Genomic DNA, 26,864 nt, shown 5'->3' on the forward strand with positions numbered 1-26,864 from the left:
CAGACGTTATAGAGAGAGGCTTAACCTCCATAGATGTTGATATACTAAGCATTGAGATTATTTTAAAAATATAGATTTATTACGGGGCTCAAAAGAATTAGTTGACCTGTAGATATTACGATTATATAATAATTACAGAAATATTATAAAAAAGAACCAAAAAAAATGAAAGAGGTGGATTATGTTTAAAACTAAAAGAACTTTGTTGATCATGCTTGTTATTTTATCATTAGCAGTATCGATCATTGGATGCTCTAATTCTGGCAAGGAGGAGTCTTCTAGTGCACAACCAGCTGGCAGTGAAAGCAGCAGTGGAGAGAAAGCGGCATCTGACAATGTTAAAGCGGGGCCTGCTATAGATAAAGATACAGTTGTAATTGCCACAGCTGATGAAACCCCTTCTTTATCTGCAACAGGGCATAATGCTGTTGCTGGAGACTATGTAAATCAATTGATGTACAATGGGTTGTTCCGATTAGATAATAATTTGAACCCTATTCCAGAACTTGTTAAGGAATACACGATTGAAGAAGATGCAAATGGGGAAAAAAGCATCTGGGTTATGACACTTAAAGAGGGGGTTAAGTTTCATGACGGCAGTGTTCTTACATCAGATGATGTTATTGCGACTTTATTAGATGCAAAAACAAAACCAGAGGTAAGAACTTATACGACTTCAGTAGTGGATGTTGAAAAAGTGAATGATTTAACATTCAAAATATATACGGATGGTGCTTCTTCTGCATTACTTTATGATTTAAGCCATCATGGGAACATGATCAGACCAAAGGCATTGATCGATGCTGGGAATGATTTCAACACAAATCCTATTGGTACAGGCGCTTATAAATTTGTAGAGTGGACAAGAGGTGAAGAACTTAAGTTTACTGCAAACGAAGAATACTTTGATCCGAATCGTGCACCAAAGATAAAAAATATTGTATGGAAAATTATACCTGAAGGTTCTTCACGTACAATTGCATTAGAATCTGGTGAAATCGATTATATCATCGAATTGGATTCAACTTCTCTAGACAGTCTTAAAGCAAATCCAGACGTATCTGTCTTAGAAGTTCCAAGTGTTTCTCATAACTGGCTTACAGTTAACAATGAAAAAGAACCTTTTGATAACCTTGATGTAAGAAAAGCACTTTGCAGCGCTATCAACAGAGCAGATGTCATCACAGTTGCTTTAAATGGCGCAGGGATTCCAGCTGGTGGACAAACACCTGAAGGCTTATTGGGCTTCTCTCCTGAAGGTTTTGATAACTATGATTTAGAAGCAGCTAAAGCGCATATGGCAGCTTGGGGCGGTGATCCTTCTACAATTAAACTCGATATCATTTGTTCAAACGATACAAAGAGAAGAGCTGGAGAAGTTATACAAGCTAATTTAAAAGAAATTGGTATCGAAGCTAACTTGAGTTCAATGGACTTAGCAACTTATTTATCAGAAACAGCAGCTGGTAATTTTACTGGATTTATCGGTGGCTATACAACGAATGATATGGTAAGTTTCCTAAAAGGCGTATACCATTCAGAAAATATAAATGCATCTAACAAAACAAGAACAAATAACCCTGAAATTGACGAACTAATAGGAAAAGCATCTAAAGCTGTTGATCAAGAAGAGCGTCGATTGATCCTTGAAGAAGCTTCTAAAATATTAAACCAAGAGGCATACCAAATGCCGTTATATCAAAATTATATAATCAGTGCGCACAAAGCAAACTTAGATAATACTTTTATAACTGCAGGTGGATCTTTTAGAGTTCAAGAGTGGAGTTGGAAATAGCTATTAAAATGATAGACAATAAATTATAGTTTTTTATGCTATTTCATCAATGTTCTTTTATGTGCATTGATGAAGTAGCTTTTTCTTATGAAATTCTTTATATTATTTGCTATTATTTATTTGTTATTATGGGTTTAATTTTTTATGTTTGTTAAGTGAAAACAGTTCAGAGTGTGTACCAATATTTAAAAGCGTTATACAAGGAGGGCTTATGTGGAAGTACATATTTAGACGTTTTATCTCTCTTATTCCCGTCATTATAGGAGTTACTTTCATAGTCTTTTTGATTATGAATATGGCACCTGGAGATCCGGTTAAATCAATCCTTGGAGAGCAGGCAAGTCCTGAAGCCATAGAAGAATTAAGAGAAGAATTAGGTTTAAATGATAATGTTCTAATTCAATATAAAAATTACTTTTTGGGTCTGTTAAGGGGCGACATGGGAACCTCTTATAAAACCAAAGTCGGTGTGGCAGAAGAAATTGGTGCAAGACTACCGACAACGGCAAAATTGGCAGTAATCGCTATTTTAATCGCCATTATTCTTTCAATCCCTTTGGGGATTTTGGCTGCTGTTAAGCAAAATACGTGGCTTGATAGTTTGACAATGTTTATTGCCTTATTAGGGGTTTCAATTCCCGTCTTTTGGCTTGGACTCATGCTATTATTGTTCTTCTCTCTTAAGCTGGGCTGGTTTCCAGTTTCAGGGGCTTCGACTTGGCAATCGTTCATTTTGCCTGGCGTTACTTTAGGATTTTTAAGTATGGCTGCTATTGCAAGAGTTACCCGATCTTCAATGCTTGAAGTTATTCGCCAAGATTATATCAGAACGGCGAGAAGCAAAGGGGTACCATATAAGAGAATTATTACAAAGCATGCTCTCAGAAATGCATTGATACCGACGATTACAGTTGCGGGACTTCAAATCGGTACTCTATTAGGGGGATCTGTTCTCACAGAAACAGTTTTTGGACTTCCAGGTATTGGAAGGTTAATGATACAGTCCATACAGGGTAGAGATATTCCAATGGTTTTAGGCTGTATCATCGTATTTACCGTGGCGTTTTCAATTGTAAATCTAATCGTTGATATTATTTATGCTTTTGTTGATCCACGTATTAAAAACCAATACTCTTAAAGGAGGACATGATGACTGATAATAGGAACCCTGTTGATGCTTTAAAGATCAAGAAAAAATATAAGAAGCAGAATCAACTGAAAGAAATATGGCATAGACTTAAGAAAAATAAAACTTCCGTATTGGGATTGGTGATCATTGGATTTATTATAATCCTTTCAATTGCTTCGGGTTTTATATATGATTACGATAAAGACATCATTAGCCAAAATATAAGCGAACGACTACAATTTCCTTCAATAGAACATCCTTTTGGAACAGATGAACTTGGGAGAGATATCATGGCAAGGATCATATATGGCTCTAGAACATCACTTTCCATTGGATTTATAACCGTTGTTCTTGCTCTTATTGTAGGTGGGATGCTGGGTGCTGTTTCTGGATTTTATGGTGGATATGTAGACAATATCATCATGAGAGCCATGGATATTTTCTTGGCGATCCCAGGAACTCTATTTGCGATAACCATTGTAGCCGCTTTAGGCACCAGTACCATAAATCTTATGATTGCATTATCTATATCCAGTATCCCTAGATTTGCTAGGATCGTTCGTAGTTCTGTCATGACTGTCAGAGATGTGGAATTTGTTGAAGCAGCTCGGGCAATTGGCGCCAATAACTTCAGAATAATAACTCAGCACGTTATTCCCAACAGTTTAGCACCGGTAATCGTTCAAACCACTCTCAGTGTGGCCACTATTATCTTGACCATAGCTGGACTCAGTTTTCTAGGTCTTGGCGTTTCCGCACCACAACCGGAATGGGGCGCTATGCTTTCAAGTGCTAGAACTTATATGAGAGAGTATAGCTATATGACTCTATTTCCTGGATTAGCTATAATGGTGACAATCTTGTCTTTAAATCTTTTAGGTGATGGCCTAAGAGATGCTTTAGACCCGAGACTAAAATAGAGGGGGACATATGAACAGCGAAAAAGAACTGATATTGAATATAAAGGATTTAAAAGTTGAATATAGAACTGAAGACGGCGTGGTTAAAGCTGTAAACGGTTTGGATTTAGAAATTGAAAAGGGTAAGACGCATGGCCTTGTTGGGGAAACAGGTGCAGGTAAAACGACAACAGCGCTCTCTGTATTAGACTTGATACAATCGCCTCCTGGCGTCATTGTGGATGGCATCATTGAGCTTGAAGGTAAAAATATTAGAGGCTTAAAAGATAAGGAAATGGAAAAGATCAGAGGCAATGATGTCTCTATGATCTTTCAGGACCCTATGACATCCTTAAATCCAGTAATGACTATAGAAGATCAGATTGCAGAAGTTATTGAATACCATGAATCGGGTGGTTATAAAGAGGCCATTAAAAAGACGCATGAGATGCTTACACTTGTTGGACTTCCACCTAAGAGAGGTAAGGAATATCCGCATCAATTTTCTGGTGGGATGAAACAACGTGTTGTAATTGCCATGGCACTTGCCTGTAGACCAAAACTTTTGATCGCAGATGAACCGACAACTGCTCTTGATGTTACAATACAAGCCCAAGTACTCACCTTGATGAAAAATCTTAGAAATCAATACGATACTTCTATGCTTATGATTACTCATGACCTCGGCATTATTGCAGAAATATGCGACAAAGTCTCTGTTATTTATGCAGGGAGAATCATTGAACATGGCAATTTAGTAGATATTTTCGACAATACAAGACATCCTTATACGGAGGGCCTTTTTAACTCTCTTCCAAATCTAAAGGATAGGAAGGCAAAACTAAAGCCCATTAAAGGTTTGATGCCAGATCCGACAGATCTTCCAACAGGATGTCCTTTCCATCCAAGATGTGATTATGCAATGGATATATGCTCAAAAGCATATCCAGAGAAGCAATACAGAAATGACCAGCATTTTGTTGAATGCCATCTTTATAATGATGATAACATAGAAAAGGGAGGGCTAATAAAACGTGGATAAACCATTGATTCAAGTAAAAGGTTTAAAAAAATATTTTAAAACGCCTCACGGAATGCTTCATGCTGTAGACAATATTGACTTTGAAATTAGTAAAGGGAGAACACTTGGTCTCGTTGGAGAATCTGGTTGCGGTAAATCGACAACAGGTCGTACGATTTTAAGACTTTTAGAGCCTACAGATGGCAATATATTTTTTGAAGGTGAAGATTTAGCGAGTTTTAACAAATCTCAAATGGAAGAGAAAAGAAAGGATTTGCAGATTATTTTTCAAGACCCTTTTTCTTCTTTAAATCCTAGAAAGACAATTAGTCAAACGATAATGGAACCGATGATCATTCACAAATTATATAAAACAAAAGCTGAAATGATGGAAAAAGTTCTTGAGATAATGGAAATCGTTGGCTTAGCAGAACGTTTGGTGAATACGTATCCTCATGAACTGGACGGCGGTAGAAGACAGCGTATAGGTGTCGCTAGGGCGCTTTCATTAAATCCAAAGTTTATCGTCTGTGATGAACCTGTTTCAGCGCTTGATGTTTCGATTCAGGCGCAGATACTCAATTTGATGAAAGACCTCCAAAAGGAACTTGGGCTGACCTATCTCTTCATAACACACGATTTATCTGTAGTAAATCACTTTTCTGATGAAATCGCTGTTATGTATTTGGGAAAAATCGTTGAAAAAGCTACCTCAGAGGAGTTGTTTAACAATCCTTGTCACCCATATACGATTGCTCTATTATCAGCTATACCTGTTCCAGATATACACTATAAATCTAATCGGATCATTTTAAAGGGAGAGATTACATCTCCAATCGAACCTAAAAAAGTTTGTAGATTCGCGAATAGATGTGAATACGCAACGGAGAGATGTCATTCAGAGGAACCTGAATTGATTGAAATCTCTGAAGGTCACCAAGTGGCGTGCTGGATGGATGTCGTTGAAAAAAATGCAAAAAAATGAATTTTAAAAGCATAAGGTATGATTTATCAATTTAAACTATGGGAGCTGAATTTTCTGCTCCCATAGTAGATCTCAATTCATAAGATAAAAAGAGTGAGGTTGACAAATGGATCGAAATGATGAATTTAACAAAGGTTATATATTAGTAATGCTTGCAGGCATCTGTTGGGGTTCAACTGGAATAATTGTGAAAGGCATTATAACTCTGGGTGTCGGTGTAGAAAATATAGCCTTTATCAGGATGTTCTTTGGTTTTCTATCTTTAATGATCTATTTGGGATTCAAGAATAAAAAATTACTAAGAATTGATAAAAGAGGTCTTTTGATTACTGCAATTATGGGGTTGACCACTCAAACTGTATTCAATTATGTTTTTTTTAATTCGATAAGATTGATTGGTGTGGCATCTGCGACAGTCTTATTATATTTAGCTCCTGTATTTTTACTAATTTGGTCTATTTTGTTTTTTAATGAAAAGATGAGCCGTATAAAAATATTAGGAGTAATTTTATGTGTCATAAGTAGCTATTTGGCAATAACAGGTGGTATTGTAGATTTTGAAAAATTATCCATTACAGGTGTCTTATTGGGGATAGCCTCAGGACTTTCATATTCACTTGTAAGTGTGTTCAGTAAACTTGCTTTGAAGAAATATAGGCCAGAAACCATTGTTTTATATGCGTTTATGTTTGGCTTCATATTCACTTTACCAATGATACAAATAAATGATTTGGTAAATCAATTTAAAAACCCTGATTTTTTACTATTAGCTTTTGGCCTGGGAACGATATCATCTTCAATTCCCTATGTTCTATATTTCGGCGGCATTTCAACGGGCATTGATTTGTCAAAAGCTGGTGTTTTGAGTATGATGGAACTTATCGTGTCCATCTGCTTATCCGTGGCTTTACTAAGGGAGTACATGTCTTTTACAAAAGCTGCGGGTGTGATATTAATAATTGTTTCAATCGGAATAATAAGAAATTCAGATTATTTTGAACGAAAATTCAAGCGATGTAAAGCATAGGGTTTATTAAAGGGCTCTAGAGATTATTGACGTATGTTTATTATAGGGTTAGTATATGATTAGAAGTTAAAACGATGAAGAATACAAATGAGGAGGATAAAAAATGAGTGAAAACAAAACACTAGATAACTTGATGGAGGCTTTTGCCGGAGAATCTCAGGCAAATAGAAAGTATTTGGCATATGCTAAAAAAGCTGAAAAAGATGGAAAAATGAATGCAGCTAAACTGTTTAAGGCTGCATCAGATGCTGAAACGATCCATGCTCTGAAACATTTTGAAGTTGCAGGAAAAATTGGTTCAACTGTGGATAATCTTAAGGATGGCATCGCTGGTGAAACCCATGAGTATAAGGAAATGTATCCTGAATTTGTAAAGGAAGCTGAAGCGGTAGGAAATAAAGCTGCTCTTATGACTTTTACCTTTGCGATGAAAGCGGAAGAAGTGCATGCGAGACTCTATAAGGAAGCATTAGAAAATATTGATCAGGAAGAAGAAGTGTTTTATTATTTATGCCCTATATGCGGTAATATAGAAAAAATGCTTCCTGATAAATGTAGCATTTGTGGGGCCTCTGGAGATAAATTTATCAAATATTAAAATTTCAATAAATCGTTAGTGTTTAAAAGTTGAGACCATATAAAATGTGACAAGGTACGGTGCGTTCATTCGTAAAATGCCTTGTTCATTTTTTATAATACTTAATTATTTAACATCATTTATTTAAACGGTCAACTTGGCAAGGGATGATTTTTTATGAAAGGGAGTAATAGCATGAATTATACAAGTGTTATTGTCAGTAAAAATGAAAAAATCGGCATGATTACACTAAATAGACCTGAATTTAATAATACATTCAATGTGCCGCTTGCAATAGAATTGAATAATGCGCTTTTGGAATTTGAAAATGATGAGCGTGTAAATGTCATTATTATCAATGCCAGTGGAAAAAATTTCTGTACGGGGATAGATATAAATGATTTAGAAGGCAAAAGCAATATCGAGTATTTAGAATGGGTAGGTTTAATGGAAAAAATGAATACAACGATTGCAAGTATGGGCAAACCGGTTATTGCTTCTGTGCAGAAAATAGCGGTTGCAAATGGTATTGGACTTGTTGCAGCATGTGACTTAGCTATTGCAGCAGACAATGCTAAATTTGGAGCCACAGCCATCAATGTAGGTCTATTTTGTATGGGCCCAGCAGTGCCTTTGTTAAAAAGCTTGGGTAGAAAAAAGACCTTAGAATTAATCATGATGGGGGAACTGATTGATGCCTTTGAAGCTCAGAGGATTGGTCTCATCAATAAAGTGGTTCCTGCCGAAAATTTAGAAGAAGAAACGCTAAACTATGCGAGAAAATTGGCAAATAAAAGTCCCTTAGCGCTTCAGCTTGGGAAAAAATCATTTTATAAAATGGAGGATCTTGATTTTAAAAAGGCATTGGATTTAACCAACAATCATTTTGCGACACTGTGCACAACTGAAGATGCGCACGAAGGCGTAGATGCTTTTTTAAATAAAAGAGAGCCCGTATGGAAGAATCGGTAATCCAATTCTTTTTAATAAAATCAAAACCATTATGTTCTCCTCAGGATGATGAGTATAGCCTCCTTTAAAGAATTTAGAGAGACTCGTGGAAGGTTAAACTATGCGTCAATATTTACTGACTCTATAAGGTGTTCAATTTCAAAATAATCAAAATCTATTTCTTCAATAAAGTGTTGTGCTTTAAACCTTGTCTTATTGACTTGATTCATTTCCAATGTGTTATCTTGCAGCCACATTGGGTTTGCAATATCAAAGCGGTTACATAAATCTTCTATGCCTTTGGATAGTTTTTTTTCAAAACTTAAATCTTCGTTATCTATCTCAAAAACATAACTTTTAACGGTGTTATTTTGCTTTACGATTTGTCCCCAAAGTCTAAATATATCAATCTCCTTTTAATGTAATGCGTTTTTTATTGTGACCTTATCAGTTTAACAGGATATAAGGGATTTGTGTACTGAAAAATAAAAACTTGGAGGTCCAAAGTTTCTATTTCGTATGGAGCTGTTGGGCGTATCGGCTATAACGAACGATGCCCTGATTCAAATCGATGCAGCCGTAGCAAACGAAGAAGGAACACCACCAATTTTATAATTAAGCGTGTATATGTTAACATAAAATAATGTAATATCGATTATAGAAATAACTCACAATAGTCTAGATTTTTGTGGGTTATTTTTAACGATATAATTTATAGAAGCAGTTTTTATAAAACATTAAAAGGGAACTTTTTATGCTTTTGTTTAGTCTAATACAATAAGGGCAGTATTTGAAGTGAAGTAATATTAGACTTAAAGGAGGCAAGTTTTGAAATATAATGTAATCAAAATAGGGGCTATTGCAATACTCATGTTTGTTATGAGCAGTTGCGCTGTAAACACGCCTCAAAAAATCACAGAGGAGGTAGAGGTCAACACAACCTCGCAAGGAGACGCGAGCACTCAAGAAGAGGCAAGCACTCAAGAAGACATTACTACTCAAGAGGTCATCACCACTCAAGGAGATGTCTCTACTCAAGGTGAGGAGATTGATCAAGAAGCGCCACAGGTTAAAAGTGAACGGATTCAAAATCTAGAGAATTTAATATTAAATGATGCTGACAGTGTTTTGGTGGCAGCCTATGTGAGAAATAACATCAAAGAAGCTTCACCAGAAGAAGCAGATCAAATGATTGAAATATTGCTTCAGATGCAAACCGCACTCATTCAGAGAAGCCATGAGGGTATTCTATATGAACCGGCGTATATGGATGCTTTAAACATCACAATGGGTGGTGTGTTGGCGCCCGATAAGATCAGTAAAATTGAAAATGAAAAGGTGCGTTCTTTTTATCAATCTGTAGCAGACAGTGATTTGACAATGGTTAGATATGAAGAGACGCCTGTTTTGGAAACAGATTGGGTGAAGATAAAAGGGTATCAAGCCACTTTTACAGAGCCATTCCAAATGGTGGTCGATTTCCATGATGATAAGAACCTATTCCGTGAAGAAAATGTTGAGGCTTTGGTGAACAGAATTTATGCAATGGAAGAAATGCTGTTAAAAGCACCAAACGGATTTGCTAAAGATGAACTGACAGAGCTTTATAGTACCTATGTAAGCAGAATGCTCATAGGCCCTGAGGGCACTTATCTCTACAGGTTGGTAAATGCATCGGATTCTTACTACAAAAAAATGACAGTTGCCATAGAAGGTCATGAGACAAGTGGTTTTGCAAAGATTGCCAAGGAAATGATGGCCGAAACCCTCAATACAGATAATCACCTCATGGATATCGTAGGCGCTTATAGACTAAATAATCCGTATATTGAACACCGCTTTGAAAAGAATGTAGCCAGTGAAGGCGATATTCAAATTGTGACATTAACTTATGAGGGCGTGGACGCATCCATAACGAAACGTGTAAATGAGCTCATTCAATCTGCAACAAAGGCACTTGTAGAATCGTCGGGCGCAACTTCTGACTATCAAATCGATATGTATAAATCATATCAGTTTGGCGATTATGCGACGATTCAAATATACAATAACTATTTAACAGAGGATGGAGAATCTCATTATGATGAAAAGTCTGTAAATCTTGATCTAAAAAATGGTGTGCTTTTAACCTTAAATACCTTGTTAAATTCTGAGGCGGAGACCGTGCTAGATAAAATTAACACTGTATCTGATTCGAATTTCACAAGAGTGCCTGATTTTTCGTTAACTGTGACGGGTTTACTGTTAACTGACTCTAAAGGAAGTTCACCCAATGCCAAGTATTCTGTGATCACGAAGGATCAACTCTTAAAAATAAGACTTAAATAAACATATATCAAATGATATAACAAGAAAAGATGGCGCATTAGCCATCTTTTTTATAGAAGAAGTACTAGAAATTTAGATGTCGCTCTTGTTTTTTAACAAGTTTACAAGGCCCATTAGTGCTGCAAACAATACGGCGGATACAGGCCAGACAATCCAAGTCGTTCCCCAATCCATGGTCCAGAAACTCCAAGCGAGATAAATAGCCACTATGATTGGCCAATAGACTGCACCGTATTTTTGATAGAGAGGCATTTCTTGTTTAGCGGAAATTGAATAGACACCTTCCTGAAGTATGCTTTGATAGGTATTGTATTTGGAAACGGTATCTATGATGATGGCAACACTTGCACCAATGAGCAATATCATGACATCAAACATCAGGAGTACATTCATAGATGAAAAGTGATATATGCCAGATATTATAAGCAGTAAAACGCTTATGATGATCATAGAAATACTTATGGAGAGTCTACGGCTACGAATCGGACGATAATGTTTTGATTTTTCTTGATAAATTTCTTTTATACCATATTCCAGTGTAAAATTTTGTTTTTCAAATAAATCATAGTCTTTGCGATTAATATCGGCTTTAAAAAAACCACTAATTGCAAATGAAACCATTATGAACATACTTGCTAAACCAACACTTACAGAAACCTCTGTGGAGATGCCCAGCTTGCCACCTTGTTTCATAGCTAATAAAAAGAATAGAGGGACACAAGCGTAAATACAAATCATGACGTTTTTGGCTATGATTCGAGTTTTTTTATTTCTCAATGCTTCATATCTTGTGACATCATCAATACTCATTTTTTTAAGCTTAAGTTTATTTTCTGGATCTATCGTAACATAGCTTTCTACATCATCTTTTACTAAGGTATCTATAGATACACCAAAAATATCCGCTAATAATATAATTTTATTGAGCTCTGGTGTGCTTGTGCCACTCTCCCATTTTGAAACGGACTGTCTAGAAATGTTCAATTTATCTGCCAGTTCTTCTTGAGACCATCCCATTTCCTTTCTGTATTTCATTATTTTTGCTTCGAGAGTCATAGTGTTTATCCTTTCGTTATTTGATGATAGAAGTATACCAATTATTGAGGTTTACCACTACCAACTAGGCATGGAAATTTGTCAACCAACAGTTGCATAGCTGTATTATACCCAGTTGTAAGCAGAATATTAAAAAATAAAGAGAGATCACATGCCATTAAGCCAAGCGCTTTTAATGGTATGTGATCTCTTTTTATTTAAGCCAATGGGCATCATATACACTTAAAATGGCCCTATTTCAAGTAAATTTGTTCTTTTACTTTGAGCATATGATACATGAGGTTGTTATACGGCGTTGGTACATTGTAAGTTTTGCCAAGCTGTTTGATAACACCTGCAAACATATCCACTTCTGTAAGTCTTCCTGCATCAATATCTTGAAGCATGGAGGTCTTTGATTCAGGAACCAATGTATTTAAAATTTCTAACCAAGCATCGAAATCAGAATCGGTAATTTCCACACCTTTTTTAAGGGCAATCTGTCTGACTTCTTCCATAATCAATCGCATGAGTTCGTGGCCATCAGGGGTATTTATAAAGTGATAATTTGCACCGAGAATGGCAGTAGGCTGATTGCCACAGACATTGATCATGAATTTCCACCATAGTTTTTTATACATGTCCTTTGGACATTCGAAGGGCAGTGAAGCTTTTTTAAAAATATCAGCAATTGCTTGGATTCGATCCGATTTTTCTCCCGTTTTTTCACCGAATACAATTTTGCCCACAGAACCATAGTTTACATTAAATCCAGTTCTCTGAGCATCAATGCCAAGACACATGCTGTAGATCATTTTTTCCATGCCAAACACGGAGCCAATAATTTCTTCAGAGTCAATCCCATTTAACAGAGACATGATTACAGTGTGGTCTCCAACATGATTTTTAACGGCATCAATGGCATCTCTTAAATCGTTATATTTGACAGCGATCATTACGAGATCGGCAGGGGGGACAGCCTCATTTTGATTGCAATAAGAAAAATTTTGAACCTCATCGTTTATTTTAAATGGGCTTGATTGATAGCGTTTTAGTCGCTCTTCATCAAGTACGATGCTGAGCTCAACTTCAGGACATGCATTGAGCAGTGCTGCATAGGATGCGCCAATTGCTCCCAGTCCAACTAAGGTTATTTTCATGTGGCCTCCTTTATGAGTTTTATTTGAGAATAATACGCCTCGTCTATTTCCATTTATTTTAACATTTATATTAGAATCCTTCTATGAAAAATCAAAATTCACTGTTTTCAGGTTATCTTACATGTCGAATTGCCGATGAACGCGTAGGCCATTGAAACGCTCCAACCGTTTAGATATAAGGAATTTGGGTATCTAAAATTAGGGATAATGTATAAAACTTAGCATTCAAGGAGGTCATATGCCCGATTTAGATTTATCAAAATTCGAAAAAGTTGTAACCGTTCGAACAATTCAAAGAAAAGACTTTGAAGCTATTATCAATCTTCAAAAGTTATGTTTTCCTAATATGGACCCATGGACAATACCAGAATTAGAAAGTCATTTAAATATTTTCCCTGAAGGACAAATTTGTGTGGAATTGGAGGATACTATCATAGGCTCTAGTTCAAGTTTGATTATCAATTTTGATGAATATAATGATCAGCATTCATGGGCTGAAATAACGGATAATGGTTATATCACAAATCATAACCCTGAAGGCCATAATCTATATGGTATTGAAGTGATGGTTCATCCAGATTATAGAAATATGAAAATTGGGAAAAGGCTTTATCAAGCGCGTCAAGAACTTGCAGAGAAACTAAATTTAAAAAGCATTATTATCGGAGGGCGGATTCCTGGCTACGCTCAATATGCCGATAAAATGACGCCAAGAGAATATGTTAAAGAAGTCATTTCGCTTAATCTTTATGATCCCATATTGACTTTTCAATTGAGCAGTGGGTTTGTTTTAAAGAGGATTATTAAGAAATACTTACCGGATGATCGTGCTTCGCTTCAATACGCCACACTGATGGAATGGAATAACATAGAATACCAGTCAAATAGTAAACATCATTTCAAAACCGCTTATCCTGTGCGGATTTGTGTTATTCAATACATGATGAAAAAAATCAATTCCTTTGAAGAATTTGCACATCAATGTGAGTACTATGTAGATGTGGCGTCTAATTATAAATCTGATTTTGTGGTCTTCCCAGAAATATTTACCACGCAGTTGTTATCCTTTATGGATCAAGATACACCCAGCTTATCGGTTCGAAAATTGACAACTTTTACGGAGCAATATATTGAAATTTTCACACATTTTGCAGTGAGATATAACGTCAACATCATCGGCGGGTCACATTTTGTTGAAGAAGATGGTAAGATCTATAATATTTCTTACCTCTTTAGACGAGATGGCACCATAGAAAAGCAATACAAATTACACATAACGCCTAATGAACAACAGTGGTGGGGGATTTCAACTGGGGACCAAATCAATGTTTTTGAGACAGATTGCGGCAAAATTGCGATATTGATATGCTATGATGTGGAATTCCCAGAACTGGCGCGTATCGTCACTGAAAAAGGTGCCAATATTATCTTTACACCGTTTTGTACAGATGAGCGACAAGGGTATATGCGTGTGCGGTATTGCGCTCAGGCGAGAGCGGTTGAAAATCAAGTTTATACGGTGATCGCAGGGACTGTGGGCAATTTGACGCATGTTGAAAACATGGATATTCAATATGCCCAATCAGCCATTTTTACACCTTCAGACTTTTCGTTCCCAAGAGATGGTATCATGGCTGAATGTACTCCGAATCTGGAGATGGTAATAGTAGGTGATCTTGATCTTGAATTATTGAAGCGTTCAAGGAAATCTGGAACCGTGACTCTATTAAAAAATAGAAGACATGACCTTTATGAAATCAAAGAGCGCAAGCTTAAGACATAATGAAAATGTTTTCAAGAGGCTTTCGCGAAAGATTTTCACTTGGCTCTGTATCGACGCATTTTTATTAGGTTATTACATTTGCTTGAACAGAATTTCTTGCTTTTGTTTTTACTGTGGTCTATAAAATAGTACTGACATTCATCATTAGAACATGTTTTTACATGTTCTATTTTGTTTTCAGAAAAAAGGCGGATAAGATCTTGAGCGATTTCGCTGAGCAGTTGATTTTCATAATCGGATACGCAAAACCAACTTGAAGACATGATACCATCCTTGTATGAAATTTTAGGGTGATAGATTGCTTTGGAGAGGTATTCATCAAGTTGTTCACGTTGTAGTTCAGAAATTTCACCTGTGGACAGGATTTCTAAAAGCAGTGTCCTAAGTGTGAGTAACTGCTCTATAAAGCTAGCCTTTAGTGGTATTTCCAGTGTCGAATCCTCGGTTAAAAAATGCTCTGTAAACCAACTTTGGTCGTAAAGTATTTCTCCCTGATTATTATTTTTAAACCAAACTGAATTGGCGAGATCGATGGCTTTATTATTCAACGGCTGTAACCTCCTAAATATGGTATTGATAGTTACGAAGAGATGTGATAAGCTTAAATTGATTGTAACACTTTAAATTGTATTTTACTAGTTTCGAGGAGGCTAAGATGAAAATAAGACTTGCTGGAATACCATCTAATGTAGGTGCGCTAAATACGGGCACAGAGTTAGGACCAAAATTTTTTAGAAATGCAAATTTAAGAGAGCAACTTGAAAAACATCATCAAGTTTTAGATTTGGGTGATTTAGAAGTAGATAATGTATCTTTCAGACACAATATTGCACCTGTCAGAAATTGGCCTGCACCTAAGATACTATGGCAAAAAATTATCGATCAAAAGACATGGTTTGTTGAAGATGAGTTGACATTGATACTTGGAGGAGGTTGCAGTACATTTACAGGTGTATTTATGAATTTTCATAATCAATATGGAGAGCGTGCTGAAATACTCTCCATAGATCATCACATTGATATGAAAATACCAGATCCAGAAGTCTGTATGGGCGCTACTGCTTACACACTGTGGTTTCTTACTCATAAAAATAAATGGATTCAAAAACCGGCCCAGTTCAATAACGCTAAGATAACCTCTATGGGGTTTGATAAGAGCAATATTGATGACTCTTTTCCAATAGAGGGAATCCATTTATTGGATAAAGAACTTGTTTTAGATCAAGGGCCAGCAAAAGTGGCTGAGGCTTATCATAGAGGGCTTGATAAAGATGCAAAAGTAATTATTCATTTGGATTTAGATGTGATTAATCAAGCAGATCTGAGCAGTGTTTATATGCCAAGTCCAAAGGGGTTACCACTTGAGACGGTTACACAGTTGCTAAAGGCGGTTTGCAAAGATGAGAGAATTGCTGGCATGGTGATTACTGAATTTTCACCTAATGAAGCTCAAGGGGCTGTGGACGCTGAACGCGTTGTCCATATGATCTGTTCTGCATTAGAAAATCGCTGATTTGAAAAAAGCTGAATCTGGTATACTATTCATATAAGCTTTATAAGATATACTCTGATAATGCGAAAGGATGTCATAGCGATGGATAAAATGGATCAAAGTAAAGGGGTCTTAGTAGATGCATTAAAGGCATATACAGGTCTAAGTGATGAGCGCATTGCCAATATGCTGGACGAGGTGCCCATACAAGAGGTTTGCAAAGGCACTGTACTGTTAGAGCAAGGTGATATCCCAAGTCACAGCTATTATGTCATAAGTGGATTGATCAGACAATATGTGACAGATGAAGAAGGAAAGGCAATTACAGTGGATTTCTATACGGAGGGACAACCCATTAATATGTTTAGTTTTCAAGATAATGAGGGCTGTTCAAGGTATAGCTTAGTTTGTTTAGAGAACTGTGTATTCGTAGATTGTACAGATGTGGATGAAGATTCCAAGGCGGAATCTCCAGAGATTAGTCATATGAAAAGACAGATGTTTGAAAAGCAATTTAGTGAATTGCAACAACATTATACCGCTCTTAAGCTAAAAACACCTCAAGAGCGGTATCAGCTTTTGTGTGAAGAACGCCCTGAATTACTTCAAAGAGTGCCTCAAATACATCTAGCGAGTTACATTGGCGTTACACCAGAGACTTTTAGCCGGTTTAAAAAACGGATGAAGTAAATCTAATTAGGGTTTATTAAAGCCTTTAACCATTAACCAAAGGGGAAATACGAGTTCGAATATTGCACCAGGACCAAATAACCACAAGGGTGCTATCATCGATAACGGCAAAAGATTAATACTTGCGTATACACAGAGTGCAGCATAACCGATAACGCCTAATAGAAAGAGCCAATGAGGTCCTAATTTGTCTTTCATGAGTGCTAAAAAGAAAATAGTACTGTAAATGCTAAGGCTCAACATGGCAATGTTGAAGAGGGCTTGATGTAAATAGAAGGGGGCGATATAACTTTGTAGAAAAGACAAAGTGCCTACCAATAGTAGTGTGCCTTCAACAAACCTAGAAATTAGATACCCCAAGACCAGATTTTTATTGAATTGTTTGAGTCTAAGGTAAAACATAAAGCCAATGGTAATAACACTTACAGAGTTTATAAGTTCAAGAACTGCGCCTATGGTGAGTGAAGTTGTAATCGTGGTAGAAATGCTTTTGATTTGAGGGAGTTGACTTTCAACTAGAGCATTCCCGATTGAATAAGAGATTGTCGCAAGAATAAAACCAATCCCTGCGATGATTTCATATCTTCTAAATGGTTTAAGTTTATTCATAAGTAACTCCTTTCCTTTTTATAAATTATAACTTGAAATCTATAAAGGTGCATTGATTCAAATCAAGTTTGATAACGAAGGCTTATGAAATATTTTTACCCTTTTCGGATCTTATGGATGAGCCATACAAGACCGCCGACAACCAAGATAATCACAAGGATAGGCAATACGATTAGAAAAAAGAGATAACTGTAAGATTTATTCCAATCACCTTTTAGTTTGTCTAGAGAGGTGATTTTTTATGCTGACATTTTTTTCGATTAATTTCATATAGATTTTACTTCCTTGTTCGCTTAACTTGATTACATCAAAGTAAATCAGAAAATGACATGCACATCAATAGAGCTCTTTTAAATTTACCAATTTTAAATATTACCTTGATTTGAATTTCTAAATATGAAAAAATGGATGTAATATATTGCTGCAAAATTTTGCGTGAGAGGAGAACTGTCAGTGGATAAACACAAAAAAAGCTATACAATTACTGAAATGTTTGAAATAGCGGAGCCAATATTGAAGGCCACATCGGATGCAATCTGTGCAATCGATGAAAAGGGCAATCGAATTTATGCGAATGCGCTATATGAGACGATGCTTAAACGCGGAAATACTGAATTAGTTGCAGATTCTAAAGATATCTATATAGCGGGAAATAAAAAAGCGACAGTGGTGGTTTATCACGACATCTCTGAAGTGAACAGATTAAGACGTGAGTTGGATAAGCTGAATCAGAAACTGCGCAAAGTTGAAACTAAGATTACTTTTAGAGATATTATAGGGAAAAATAAGGCACTTCAAAAAGTGATTTCTACTGCTAAGGTGGCAGCAGGCACACCTGCAACGATAATGATTCGTGGAGAAAGTGGCACAGGGAAAGAAATTTTTGCCAATGCGATTCATAACGCCAGCCCAAGGAGAAATGAAAAATTTGTAAAGATTAATTGTTCTTCTATACCTGAAGAACTTCTTGAAAGTGAATTGTTTGGCTATAAAGAAGGGGCCTTTACCGGTGCTCAACGCGGTGGGAAACGCGGTCTGTTTTATGAGGCAAATCATGGCACTTTATTTCTTGATGAAATTGGGGATGTCTCGGCAAGAATGCAGGTAAAATTGCTCCGAACTTTACAGGAAAAAGAGATCATGCCAATCGGAAGCACAGAAGCGATAAGTATAAATGTTAGAATTATCTGTGCAACCAATAAACCACTTGAGGCAATGTTAGAATCAGGAGAATTCCGCGAAGATTTGTATTATAGGCTCAATGTTTTTCCTTTGGCGATTCCACCGCTTCGCGAAAGAAAAGAAGACATTGCCGATGTGAGTCGGTATATTATTAACAAATATAATGATTTCTATGAAAGAAACGTACAGAATATTGACGCAAATGTTATAAAAGAGTTACAGAAAAGAGACTGGCCTGGAAATGTGAGAGAACTTGAAAATGTATTATCACGTGCATTGATTAATTTAGATCCAGATGAAGTAAACCTTACAAGCGAAGATGTCCGCGCTGCAATTGGGGAAAAAACAGAATTAAAAAAGCAAACGATCGAAGATAAATTGGATGATTTTCCCTTGCAAATAAATGAGGCCATAAAAATGACGGAGTTACACTGCATAAAAAGAGCCTTAAATAGGTGTGATGGCGACAAGAATAGGGCAGCTGTGGATCTCGGAATACCGGTTAGGACTCTCTATTATAAATGCAAAAAGTTAGGGCTATAATGATGGTATAATTATTTGCCAAAAGTTGCGAAAATGTTAAAAACTGCTGCAAAAAATTGCAAAAATGAGTTGTGATAAAACTTGAGGTTGAATGAAAAACGAGAGATAAGGAGCTTTCCGTGTTGGCATGATAATTGCGATATATTTAATAAAAAAATACGCCTTAAGGAGAAGGAAATGGATAATAACAAAGTTTTAGATGAATTTGTTGCAAATTATTATGGTGCATTAATCGACAGTGTGTATAAAGAGCCTGTTGATATTACGCCTACGGAAACAGCGCTTATAATCATCGACGCGCAGAAATGTATTACAAAAGAGTATTTTGTTAAAGGTTACGAGGCAATGGGAATTGATGTTGAACCCATGATGACTGCGCTTAATCAGTTGGAGGAAAATACAAATAGGGCGCTTTTCAATATCGAAAAAATCTTGAATAAATGTAGAGAAAAAGGTATTAGACCGTTTCATGTGAAAATCGAGTCCTATCTGCCTGGAGCTGAGGATACAGGAAGACTTCATGCTTCTGCTGGAATGTTTTATCCACCGAATACCATGACGACAGAATTCTGTGATGAGGTAAAACCACTTGATGGTGAAATCATTTTAAAGAAAACCTGTTCAGGCATTCATGTGGGAACCCCAATTGACCGTATTTTGAGGAATTTACATGTGAAAAATGTAATTGTTGTCGGCTTTTATACGGATCAGTGCGTAAGTACTTCTGTTAGAGATTTATCTGATTTGGGATATGCAGTTGACCTTATTGAAGACGCAATGACTGCAATGAGTGAGGAAAGACATATAAAAGCTCTACAAGGTATTCAGAAAATCTATGCAAACTCGGAAACGACTCAAGAGTTGTTAGCAAGATTGGAAAATATAGAGTCATAGCAGATAAAGGAAGGATTTTTAATGTTAGAGGGTAAACAATTTGAGCGTATGTATAAGGATGCTTTTGAAAAAGCGGTAGAATATAGGAGACATTTTCATCAGTATCCTGAGTTGAGTTTTGAAGAATTTGATACAGCTGAATATATTTCAAAAAAACTGTTGGACTTTGGGTATGAAGTTTCCACAAAAATTGGAGGAACTGGTGTTGTAGCTGTTTTGGATACAGGTCGCTTTGGAGCTTCTATTGCTTTTCGTGCGGACATGGATGCGCTTCCAATTTTAGAAGAAACGGGTCTTCCTTTTGAATCAAAGAGGGTTGGGGTTATGCACGGATGTGGACATGATTGTCACATGGCAATTGTTCTCGCCACAGCAGAACTGCTATCAAAGGTTAAAGATCATCTTAGAGGTGTGATTAAATTTATCTTTCAGCCCGGGGAAGAGGCCAACGGTGGTGCAAAATGTATTATAAACGATGGCGTACTTAAAAAGCCAAAGGTTGATGGTATCTTTGCACTGCATATGATGCCTGATATTCCGGTAGGGACAATTGCAGTAAAAGCAGGCTACATGTCTGCGACTGATGATGAATTTTATATTAAAATTCATGGGATGGAGGCACATTCTTCTGAACCTCAAATAGGTGTCAATGCAATCGTAATCGCTTCTCAGATTGTAAATGGATTGATGGGAATTATGGCAACCAATATCAGCCCTTATGACATAGCAACCTTCTCCATTTGCAAAATTTCAGGTGGTGAAGCTATTAATGTAATTCCTGATTATGTTGAAATGAGCGGTATGATCAGATGTGTAGAGAAGGAAAATAAATTGATTATTCGAGATAAAATGAAGTTGATCTCCGAGAGTATAGCAAGTGCCATGGGCGGAAAGGCCAATGTCGAATTTATTTCTGGATTCCCGTCTGTAAACAACGATTCAAACCTCACACAAGATGTTATCCGTGCAGCAGAAAAGTCTCTTGAATCAAAAGAAGATGTCATCATAATTGAAAGACCACATCTTGGTTCAGAAGATTTTGCCTACTACCAGGAGGAAATACCTGGTGCGATGTTTATGCTGGGTTGCAAGAATCCTGATGGCGAAACGGGAACGCTTCACACTTCGGTTCTCAACATAGATGAAAATGCTCTTAAGTATGGCATTAAAATATTTACAAATATTGCATTTGACTTATGTACAGATCAATAATAACGGTTACTTTCATAATGAAAAGATTACCTGTTTGGAAAGATAAATAATTTTCTCAAATAAAGTCCAATTGCGTTAAATTAAACTTCAAATCAAACTTCAAATCAAATTAAAATAAACTGACCTCATCTATTAGATTTAAAATCCATCAGATATCTGGTCAGTTTTTTTATGGCAAAAACATATTTGCTTATCGCTTTCGTATCTTATGAATGATCCACATAAGGGCACCTACAATTGAAACGATCACAAGGATAGGCAATACGATTAGAAAAAAGATGTAACTGTAAGATCGACTCCATTTGCCTTTTAATTTATCTAAAGCAGTGACTTTTTCTGCTGTGTAAACAGTGAAGGTCAAATCTGTTTCAGGAACTTGGTCGAATAGAGCTTGGTATGAAACTTGATCGGCTTGTGTTCTTCGCTCAAGTGGAAGGCTACTTGAAATAATATAGTCATAGGGCGCTTTTAAATGAATTGCAAGCGCCAGTTGCTTGAAATCCTTCCAATAGGATGCAGGATTGAGGAAGTATTCAAAAGTATAGGTCGGCTCATCACTATTGCGCCTATCAAAAGTACCTTTCAAAGGATATGACACAGTTATTTCATGTGTTTGTTTGGGTTCAAAAGGAATATCATAGGTTAAAAGCACAATTCTATTTTGGTTTAAGTACTGTTTTAAGTCATCCAAAACAATCATGGAGAAATCGTACATTTCATAGAGTTCATGAAGGGCATTATTGAGTATCTGTTCTCGTTCGCTCTGAGTGTATATATCAGGCTCTTCCATAAATAATATTTTTTCTAATATCCCATTCATATCTGTTTTTGAAAGAACGGATTCATTAACGCTTAAGCTTTTAGGTGTATTGCCTTGCTCTTTGAGTGCATTGCCTTGCTCAATAACTTTATCGCTTGATCTATCGGTAATCGTATATTCTAAATTTTGAAGTGCCCCTTTAGTCAAGTAAATTCTTAGATTTTCACTAAAATTGGATGTTTTGCCAAGCCAACTGCTGACACTAAATTTGCCGTTATCATAACCATAGCCACTTGAATTTTGTATCAGAATAAAAGCATCACTATCCGTGAGATTAAAAGAGATTTCAACATGCATTTCCGAGAGGGATGTTTGTGGTATAAACTCATAACAAGTCAAATCTGACGTTAAAAAGGGCGCCTTCACAGGACTTAGTTTAAGCAGTGTCTTGAAATCGGGCAAATTATTTGGAGTATTTATTCTATCCAAATAGATTTTTTCAAGGGGTATCGGTGTTGTATCATTTAGGATGCTCACATGACCTTGAAGCATTTTTAGCGTGGACACCAGAGGGAAAACCATATGTATCGTTTGATTTGTATCGCTTGTATTTTCCATCTCATAGGTCGCTTGGACTCTTGCACCTTGTGTGTATAGATCATCTGTCAACTCAAAAGTTAAGGTTTCATGATTGACGATGATTTCATTAGATTCATCTACAATCATTTCTGACCCTGGATATCCCTCTATAACAATGGGACCAGAATTGGCATATGACGTTGTAGAAGTTATCAGTATTAGGCAAATGAGGAGATTTATTTGAAACACTTTTTGAAATTTAATAAGATTCTTTTTCATTTTTAACACCTCTTTGGTAAAATGAGCTTATGTGGATCGCATAGCCTTAGAGAGCAGAAGGAATTTAGCTTCATTATATCAAAATAAATTACGGCTGAGGTGACAAATGTGTGAACTTTTCCATAAGAATAATCAGATAATGAGTTGAGCAAATGTGGATCGATTTGAAAAAATAGACGATTTGATTTCTAAATTTATGAAGGAAGGGTTGTATATGCAAAATTATTTTTCCAAAGTGTTAAAAAGAAAAACGGTGTTTCTAATGATAGGATTTGCTCTTATTATGATGGCTATCATCGCCATAAGCATTTTGATTAATCGTGACAAGCTAGATTTACCAGCTCCTGATAAAGTTCAAACAATGGAAATGGAACAATTCAATGAGGGTTCAAGTTTGGGGGCCATTATGATTTCTGATAAGAGGCGCATTGCGAATGTAGTGACAGCACTTAATGGTTCGAGAAAAGTATGGAGGTCTTCAGTAAATGACTATCCAACACAACAAAATTATCTAATCATCAGATTGAATCAAAAAGATGAAATGAGGACTTTATGCCTTTATTCAGAAAATGAAAGTTACTACATAGAGGAACCTTATGTGGGGGTATATTCGAGTAATCGATTAAAAAGTGTTGAAATATATAAAATTTATACAGAAAAAGAGAACGAGTGATTTTAAGGCATTGACTGGAAGACTTCAGAAACATTTTAATAATAATATAAGACTGATGACAAATAAACATTTTATAAGTTTATTTTCAAATTTTGCAAGAGTTGTATTCATAATCTGAATTTGATATAATTCATGGACACGGCAGTTTATTTAAGGAGGCAGTACAATGAGTGAATGCATTTGTAGTAGCTGTAAGCATTTGAAGAGTATTATCGATGAAGGTGATCACGATCAAAATGAGATTTCAGAAACTTGTGAGTTTGGATTTCCATCTGAAGACTGTGCAACCTGCGAATTAGAGGGATGCGATTTAACCTGTGAAAACTATGAAAAAGTTCCAGAAGAGAGTGGCTTTATGATGTCAAAGTGCTCAAAATGTGGTCAAGAAATCAAGCACATGTCCACTAACCATGATGAAGGTGAAATTTTTTGTGTGACATGCTATTTGAATAAATAAACTCAAATGAATAAGCAGTGGATAACCGATACTGGAGGTGGATTTTAATAATCCACCTTTTACTATAGAGTGTTTACGCAAAACTGACTTTTGACACTTTAACCCTAAATAAAATAACAACAAAGGAAGGAGCGTATACTAAAAGAGATTTAGTATACAGAGAAATGATGCTTAAAACAGAATCAGAAATGATTATCAAGGTAGATGAAAATGATAACGTGTTAGGGGCTATTGAAAAGATGGAAGCACATTACAAGGGGGTCCTCCATAGAGCCTTTTCCATACTTGTTTTCAATTCAAATAAGCAACTTCTATTGCAGAGGAGGAGTTTGTCTAAATATCATACGCCTGGACTTTGGACGAATACGTGCTGCAGTCATCCTAGATTTGGAGAGCGCACAGAGGATGCTGTGAATAGGAGATTGCAAGAAGAAATGGGTTTCCAATGTGAGTTGAGCGAACGCTTTGATTTTATATATAAGACGATGTTTGAAACCGATTTACATGAATACGAATTCGATCATGTTTTTATTGGCTATTATGATGGTGACGTGGCTATAAATCTTGATGAAGTGGCAGAATATAAGTGGTTGGATCTGGATGCTATAAAACTGGATATTGAAAAATCCCCTGAGCAATACACTTTCTGGTTTAAGCATTTATTAGCTCTATTTGAAGATCAAATTAGAGCCTATATCGCACGATAATATTTTAATTTCTGGGGAAACTTTACAATCTTTTTCAGCAGTTTTTGATCTTTTTCAGAAGCTGGACTTGTTTGACAGCAACTTGGCACCATGTTAATTTGAAGATGACATTCAAGTCAAACGAAGAGGAGGTAATGTTGATGAAGGCGGTAAAGCGCAAGATTTTGCTAAATCCGGGACCAGCAACGACAACGGATACAGTGAAAAAAGCTCTGGTTGTGGAAGATATTTGTCCCAGAGAAAAAGATTTTCTAGAGGTTATGAAATGGGTGCGTGATGAACTGGTAAAGATTGTTCATGGTGATTTGAACAAGTACACTTCTGTTCTTTTTTGCGGATCAGGCACCATTAATATTGATGTGATAATCAGTTCCATATTACCAGCTGGTAAAAAAATGTTGATCATCAATAACGGCGTTTATAGTGCAAGGGCTGTGGAAGCTTCAAAGTACTATGACTTGCCAGTGATAGAGTTGAAATTGCCGTATGATAGACCTATTGATGTGGATCAAGTAAAAGAGGCTTTTAAAGCAGATTCTGACATTGGCGTCGTCTATGCTACACATCATGAAACTGGAACGGGTATTTTAAACCCCATACGTGAAATTGGTGCCGTTGCACATGAAAATCAGGCTGTCTTTGCAGTGGATACAACTTCTACATACGGCCTAATCCCAATGGATATTGAAAAGGATCAAATAGATTTTTTGATGGCTTCTGCCCAAAAAGGCCTTTCCTCCATGACGGGATTATCCTTTATTGTATGCAATAGAAAGCACTTAGAAGCGAGCAAAATGTATCCAAAACATTCTTATTACTGTAATCTCTATCGCCAATACGAATATTTTGAGCGCACAGGAGAAATGCAGTTTACACCGCCAGTGCAGATTATTTATGCGACCAAACAAGCCATTATAGAGTATTGGGAAGAAGGCGAAGCAGAGAAATTTCAGCGACATCGAAGGGTTTGGGAGGCGTTGTACGACGGCATTAAGAAAATAGGTTTGGAACCTGCCATTAATAAAGAATGGCAAAGTGGTCTCGTGGTTTCCGTAAAATACCCTGTACACCCAAATTGGGATTTTAAAGCCATTCACGACTATTGTTATCAAAGAGATGTCACCCTTTATGCCTCTTCAGAAAATACATTTCGTCTATGTAGTCTTGGTGCCATTGATTTGGAGGATGTGGCCTATTTTCTAAATATTTTTAAAGAAGCGTTAATAGCGCAGAATATTTTGTTGTCTTTTGATGATGCAACTACAAAGGCATAAGGAGGTCCTATTATGAAATCAAATGATATACAGGCGGTTATTTTGGACTGGGCAGGAACAACTCTTGATTATGGCTGCATGGCACCCCTTCATGTGTTTCAAAAAATATTTGAAGAAAAAGGCATTCAAATTACAGAAAAAGAAGCCAGAGAGCCTATGGGGTTAGGTAAATTTGACCATATTTGCGCCTTGTTGAACATGGAAAGAATCGCGTTGGCATGGCAGACTCTATATGGCAAAAAACCAGATCAGCAAGATGGACAGGCACTATATGAGAAATTTGTCCCTGCTCTTATGGAAAATTTATCAGATTACACGACTTTATTGGATGGGGTTCTTGAAGTAATCGAATATTTAAGGGCAAATCAAATTAAAATTGGGTCCACAACTGGGTATACCCGACAGATGATGGATGTTGTAGAACCCCTTGCAAAACAACAGGGATATCAACCGGACTGCATTGTTACACCGGATCATTTGCCTGCAGGAAGACCGGCGCCCTTTATGTGCTTTCAAAATGCAATAGCGCTCAATGTACAGTCAATGAAGCATATTATAAAGGCAGGAGACACTATAAGTGATATTAAAGAAGGTGTAAATGCTGGGTGCTGGACAGTGGGAATCCTAGAGGGCAGCAGTGAACTTGGATTGAGTCCAGAGGCGTTAAAGACAGTATCTACTCATGAATTTTACAGATTATGCAACGAGACTAGAAAAAGATATTATGAGGCAGGCGCACATTATGTGATTCAAAGCATCAGGGATTTGCCTTGGGTTGTGGCAACTCTAAATAGTCGGGAAACTTAGTCAAAGGAGGTTTCTA

Annotated in this window: 25 protein-coding genes; 20 read left to right on the top strand and 5 right to left on the bottom strand. The window is 36.5% G+C overall.

Features of this window, described 5'->3' with window-relative positions:
• Positions 1 to 181 precede the first annotated feature (181 nt).
• The 9 genes from ISU02_RS20830 to ISU02_RS20870 all read left to right on the top strand — a co-directional run bounded on the left by ISU02_RS20830 (position 182) and on the right by ISU02_RS20870 (position 10,712).
• A complete protein-coding gene (locus tag ISU02_RS20830) occupies positions 182 to 1,795 on the top strand; it encodes an ABC transporter substrate-binding protein (RefSeq protein WP_194703782.1) in 1,614 nt (537 codons plus the stop codon).
• A gap of 211 nt (positions 1,796 to 2,006) precedes the next feature.
• On the top strand, positions 2,007 to 2,933 hold the full coding sequence (gene nikB / locus ISU02_RS20835; RefSeq protein ID WP_194703783.1) for a nickel ABC transporter permease: 927 nt from the start codon (positions 2,007 to 2,009) through the stop codon (positions 2,931 to 2,933).
• Between the two features lie 11 nt (positions 2,934 to 2,944).
• Positions 2,945 to 3,844, top strand: coding sequence for an ABC transporter permease (locus tag ISU02_RS20840; protein ID WP_194703784.1), 900 nt, complete (start codon positions 2,945 to 2,947; stop codon positions 3,842 to 3,844).
• A 10-nt stretch (positions 3,845 to 3,854) separates the two neighbouring features.
• Entirely contained in the window at positions 3,855 to 4,865 is a 1,011-nt protein-coding gene (locus tag ISU02_RS20845) for an ABC transporter ATP-binding protein (protein WP_194703785.1), read from the top strand.
• Positions 4,858 to 5,829: an ABC transporter ATP-binding protein gene (locus ISU02_RS20850; RefSeq protein ID WP_194703786.1), complete on the top strand. Its 972-nt coding sequence runs from the start codon at positions 4,858 to 4,860 to the stop codon at positions 5,827 to 5,829. The genes ISU02_RS20845 and ISU02_RS20850 overlap by 8 nt, the downstream gene beginning before the upstream one ends.
• Before the next feature lie 106 nt (positions 5,830 to 5,935).
• Positions 5,936 to 6,856 (top strand): DMT family transporter, encoded by a 921-nt coding sequence (locus tag ISU02_RS20855; protein WP_194703787.1) that lies wholly within the window; start codon positions 5,936 to 5,938, stop codon positions 6,854 to 6,856.
• 103 nt (positions 6,857 to 6,959) lie between these two features.
• On the top strand, positions 6,960 to 7,454 hold the full coding sequence (locus tag ISU02_RS20860) for a rubrerythrin family protein (protein WP_194703788.1): 495 nt from the start codon (positions 6,960 to 6,962) through the stop codon (positions 7,452 to 7,454).
• A 174-nt stretch (positions 7,455 to 7,628) separates the two neighbouring features.
• Entirely contained in the window at positions 7,629 to 8,405 is a 777-nt protein-coding gene (locus tag ISU02_RS20865) for an enoyl-CoA hydratase/isomerase family protein (RefSeq protein WP_194703789.1), read from the top strand.
• A gap of 807 nt (positions 8,406 to 9,212) precedes the next feature.
• The gene (locus ISU02_RS20870; protein ID WP_194703790.1) at positions 9,213 to 10,712 is read left to right on the top strand and encodes a hypothetical protein; all 1,500 of its coding nucleotides are present in this window, start codon (positions 9,213 to 9,215) and stop codon (positions 10,710 to 10,712) included.
• 72 nt (positions 10,713 to 10,784) lie between these two features.
• Here ISU02_RS20870 and ISU02_RS20875 read toward each other — a convergent pair whose 3' ends face one another.
• Together ISU02_RS20875 and ISU02_RS20880 are read right to left on the bottom strand one after the other, a co-directional pair.
• Positions 10,785 to 11,768: a helix-turn-helix domain-containing protein gene (locus ISU02_RS20875; protein WP_207736467.1), complete on the bottom strand. Its 984-nt coding sequence runs from the start codon at positions 11,766 to 11,768 to the stop codon at positions 10,785 to 10,787.
• Between the two features lie 233 nt (positions 11,769 to 12,001).
• Positions 12,002 to 12,907: a ketopantoate reductase family protein gene (locus tag ISU02_RS20880; RefSeq protein WP_194703792.1), complete on the bottom strand. Its 906-nt coding sequence runs from the start codon at positions 12,905 to 12,907 to the stop codon at positions 12,002 to 12,004.
• Positions 12,908 to 13,145: 238 nt separating this feature from the next.
• On the opposite strand from ISU02_RS20880, the gene ISU02_RS20885 reads away from it, so the two are divergent.
• Complete coding sequence (locus ISU02_RS20885; RefSeq protein WP_194703793.1) at positions 13,146 to 14,690, top strand: bifunctional GNAT family N-acetyltransferase/carbon-nitrogen hydrolase family protein; 1,545 nt, start codon at positions 13,146 to 13,148, stop codon at positions 14,688 to 14,690.
• 35 nt (positions 14,691 to 14,725) lie between these two features.
• On the opposite strand, the gene ISU02_RS20890 is transcribed toward ISU02_RS20885, so the two are convergent.
• On the bottom strand, positions 14,726 to 15,238 hold the full coding sequence (locus ISU02_RS20890) for a CGNR zinc finger domain-containing protein (RefSeq protein WP_194703794.1): 513 nt from the start codon (positions 15,236 to 15,238) through the stop codon (positions 14,726 to 14,728).
• 107 nt (positions 15,239 to 15,345) lie between these two features.
• Between ISU02_RS20890 and ISU02_RS20895 the strand changes: the two genes are divergently transcribed.
• Together ISU02_RS20895 and ISU02_RS20900 are read left to right on the top strand one after the other, a co-directional pair.
• Entirely contained in the window at positions 15,346 to 16,203 is an 858-nt protein-coding gene (locus ISU02_RS20895) for an arginase family protein (RefSeq protein ID WP_194703795.1), read from the top strand.
• 81 nt (positions 16,204 to 16,284) lie between these two features.
• Complete coding sequence (locus tag ISU02_RS20900) at positions 16,285 to 16,872, top strand: Crp/Fnr family transcriptional regulator (protein WP_194703796.1); 588 nt, start codon at positions 16,285 to 16,287, stop codon at positions 16,870 to 16,872.
• A 6-nt stretch (positions 16,873 to 16,878) separates the two neighbouring features.
• Here ISU02_RS20900 and ISU02_RS20905 read toward each other — a convergent pair whose 3' ends face one another.
• On the bottom strand, positions 16,879 to 17,481 hold the full coding sequence (locus ISU02_RS20905) for a DUF4386 domain-containing protein (protein ID WP_194703797.1): 603 nt from the start codon (positions 17,479 to 17,481) through the stop codon (positions 16,879 to 16,881).
• A gap of 453 nt (positions 17,482 to 17,934) precedes the next feature.
• Between ISU02_RS20905 and ISU02_RS20910 the strand changes: the two genes are divergently transcribed.
• The 3 genes from ISU02_RS20910 to ISU02_RS20920 all read left to right on the top strand — a co-directional run bounded on the left by ISU02_RS20910 (position 17,935) and on the right by ISU02_RS20920 (position 21,312).
• Complete coding sequence (locus ISU02_RS20910; protein WP_194703798.1) at positions 17,935 to 19,206, top strand: sigma-54 interaction domain-containing protein; 1,272 nt, start codon at positions 17,935 to 17,937, stop codon at positions 19,204 to 19,206.
• 177 nt (positions 19,207 to 19,383) lie between these two features.
• Positions 19,384 to 20,100 (top strand): cysteine hydrolase family protein, encoded by a 717-nt coding sequence (locus tag ISU02_RS20915; protein WP_194703799.1) that lies wholly within the window; start codon positions 19,384 to 19,386, stop codon positions 20,098 to 20,100.
• Between the two features lie 21 nt (positions 20,101 to 20,121).
• A complete protein-coding gene (locus ISU02_RS20920) occupies positions 20,122 to 21,312 on the top strand; it encodes a M20 metallopeptidase family protein (protein ID WP_194703800.1) in 1,191 nt (396 codons plus the stop codon).
• Positions 21,313 to 21,502: 190 nt separating this feature from the next.
• Here ISU02_RS20920 and ISU02_RS20925 read toward each other — a convergent pair whose 3' ends face one another.
• Entirely contained in the window at positions 21,503 to 22,930 is a 1,428-nt protein-coding gene (locus tag ISU02_RS20925) for a hypothetical protein (RefSeq protein WP_194703801.1), read from the bottom strand.
• A 214-nt stretch (positions 22,931 to 23,144) separates the two neighbouring features.
• Between ISU02_RS20925 and ISU02_RS20930 the strand changes: the two genes are divergently transcribed.
• The 5 genes from ISU02_RS20930 (at position 23,145) to phnX (ending at position 26,848) form a co-directional block, all read left to right on the top strand.
• Complete coding sequence (locus ISU02_RS20930; RefSeq protein ID WP_207736469.1) at positions 23,145 to 23,603, top strand: DUF5301 domain-containing protein; 459 nt, start codon at positions 23,145 to 23,147, stop codon at positions 23,601 to 23,603.
• A 166-nt stretch (positions 23,604 to 23,769) separates the two neighbouring features.
• Positions 23,770 to 24,060, top strand: a complete 291-nt coding sequence (locus tag ISU02_RS20935; RefSeq protein ID WP_194703803.1) for a hypothetical protein — start codon at positions 23,770 to 23,772, stop codon at positions 24,058 to 24,060.
• Positions 24,061 to 24,227: 167 nt separating this feature from the next.
• Entirely contained in the window at positions 24,228 to 24,767 is a 540-nt protein-coding gene (idi, locus tag ISU02_RS20940; RefSeq protein ID WP_194703832.1) for an isopentenyl-diphosphate Delta-isomerase, read from the top strand.
• A gap of 140 nt (positions 24,768 to 24,907) precedes the next feature.
• Positions 24,908 to 26,041, top strand: coding sequence for a 2-aminoethylphosphonate aminotransferase (locus tag ISU02_RS20945; protein WP_194703804.1), 1,134 nt, complete (start codon positions 24,908 to 24,910; stop codon positions 26,039 to 26,041).
• Positions 26,042 to 26,053: 12 nt separating this feature from the next.
• On the top strand, positions 26,054 to 26,848 hold the full coding sequence (gene phnX, locus ISU02_RS20950) for a phosphonoacetaldehyde hydrolase (protein WP_194703805.1): 795 nt from the start codon (positions 26,054 to 26,056) through the stop codon (positions 26,846 to 26,848).
• Positions 26,849 to 26,864: the final 16 nt, after the last annotated feature.

This window comes from Fusibacter ferrireducens (assembly GCF_015352425.1).
Taxonomy (GTDB): Bacteria; Bacillota; Clostridia; order Peptostreptococcales; family Acidaminobacteraceae; genus Fusibacter_A; species Fusibacter_A ferrireducens.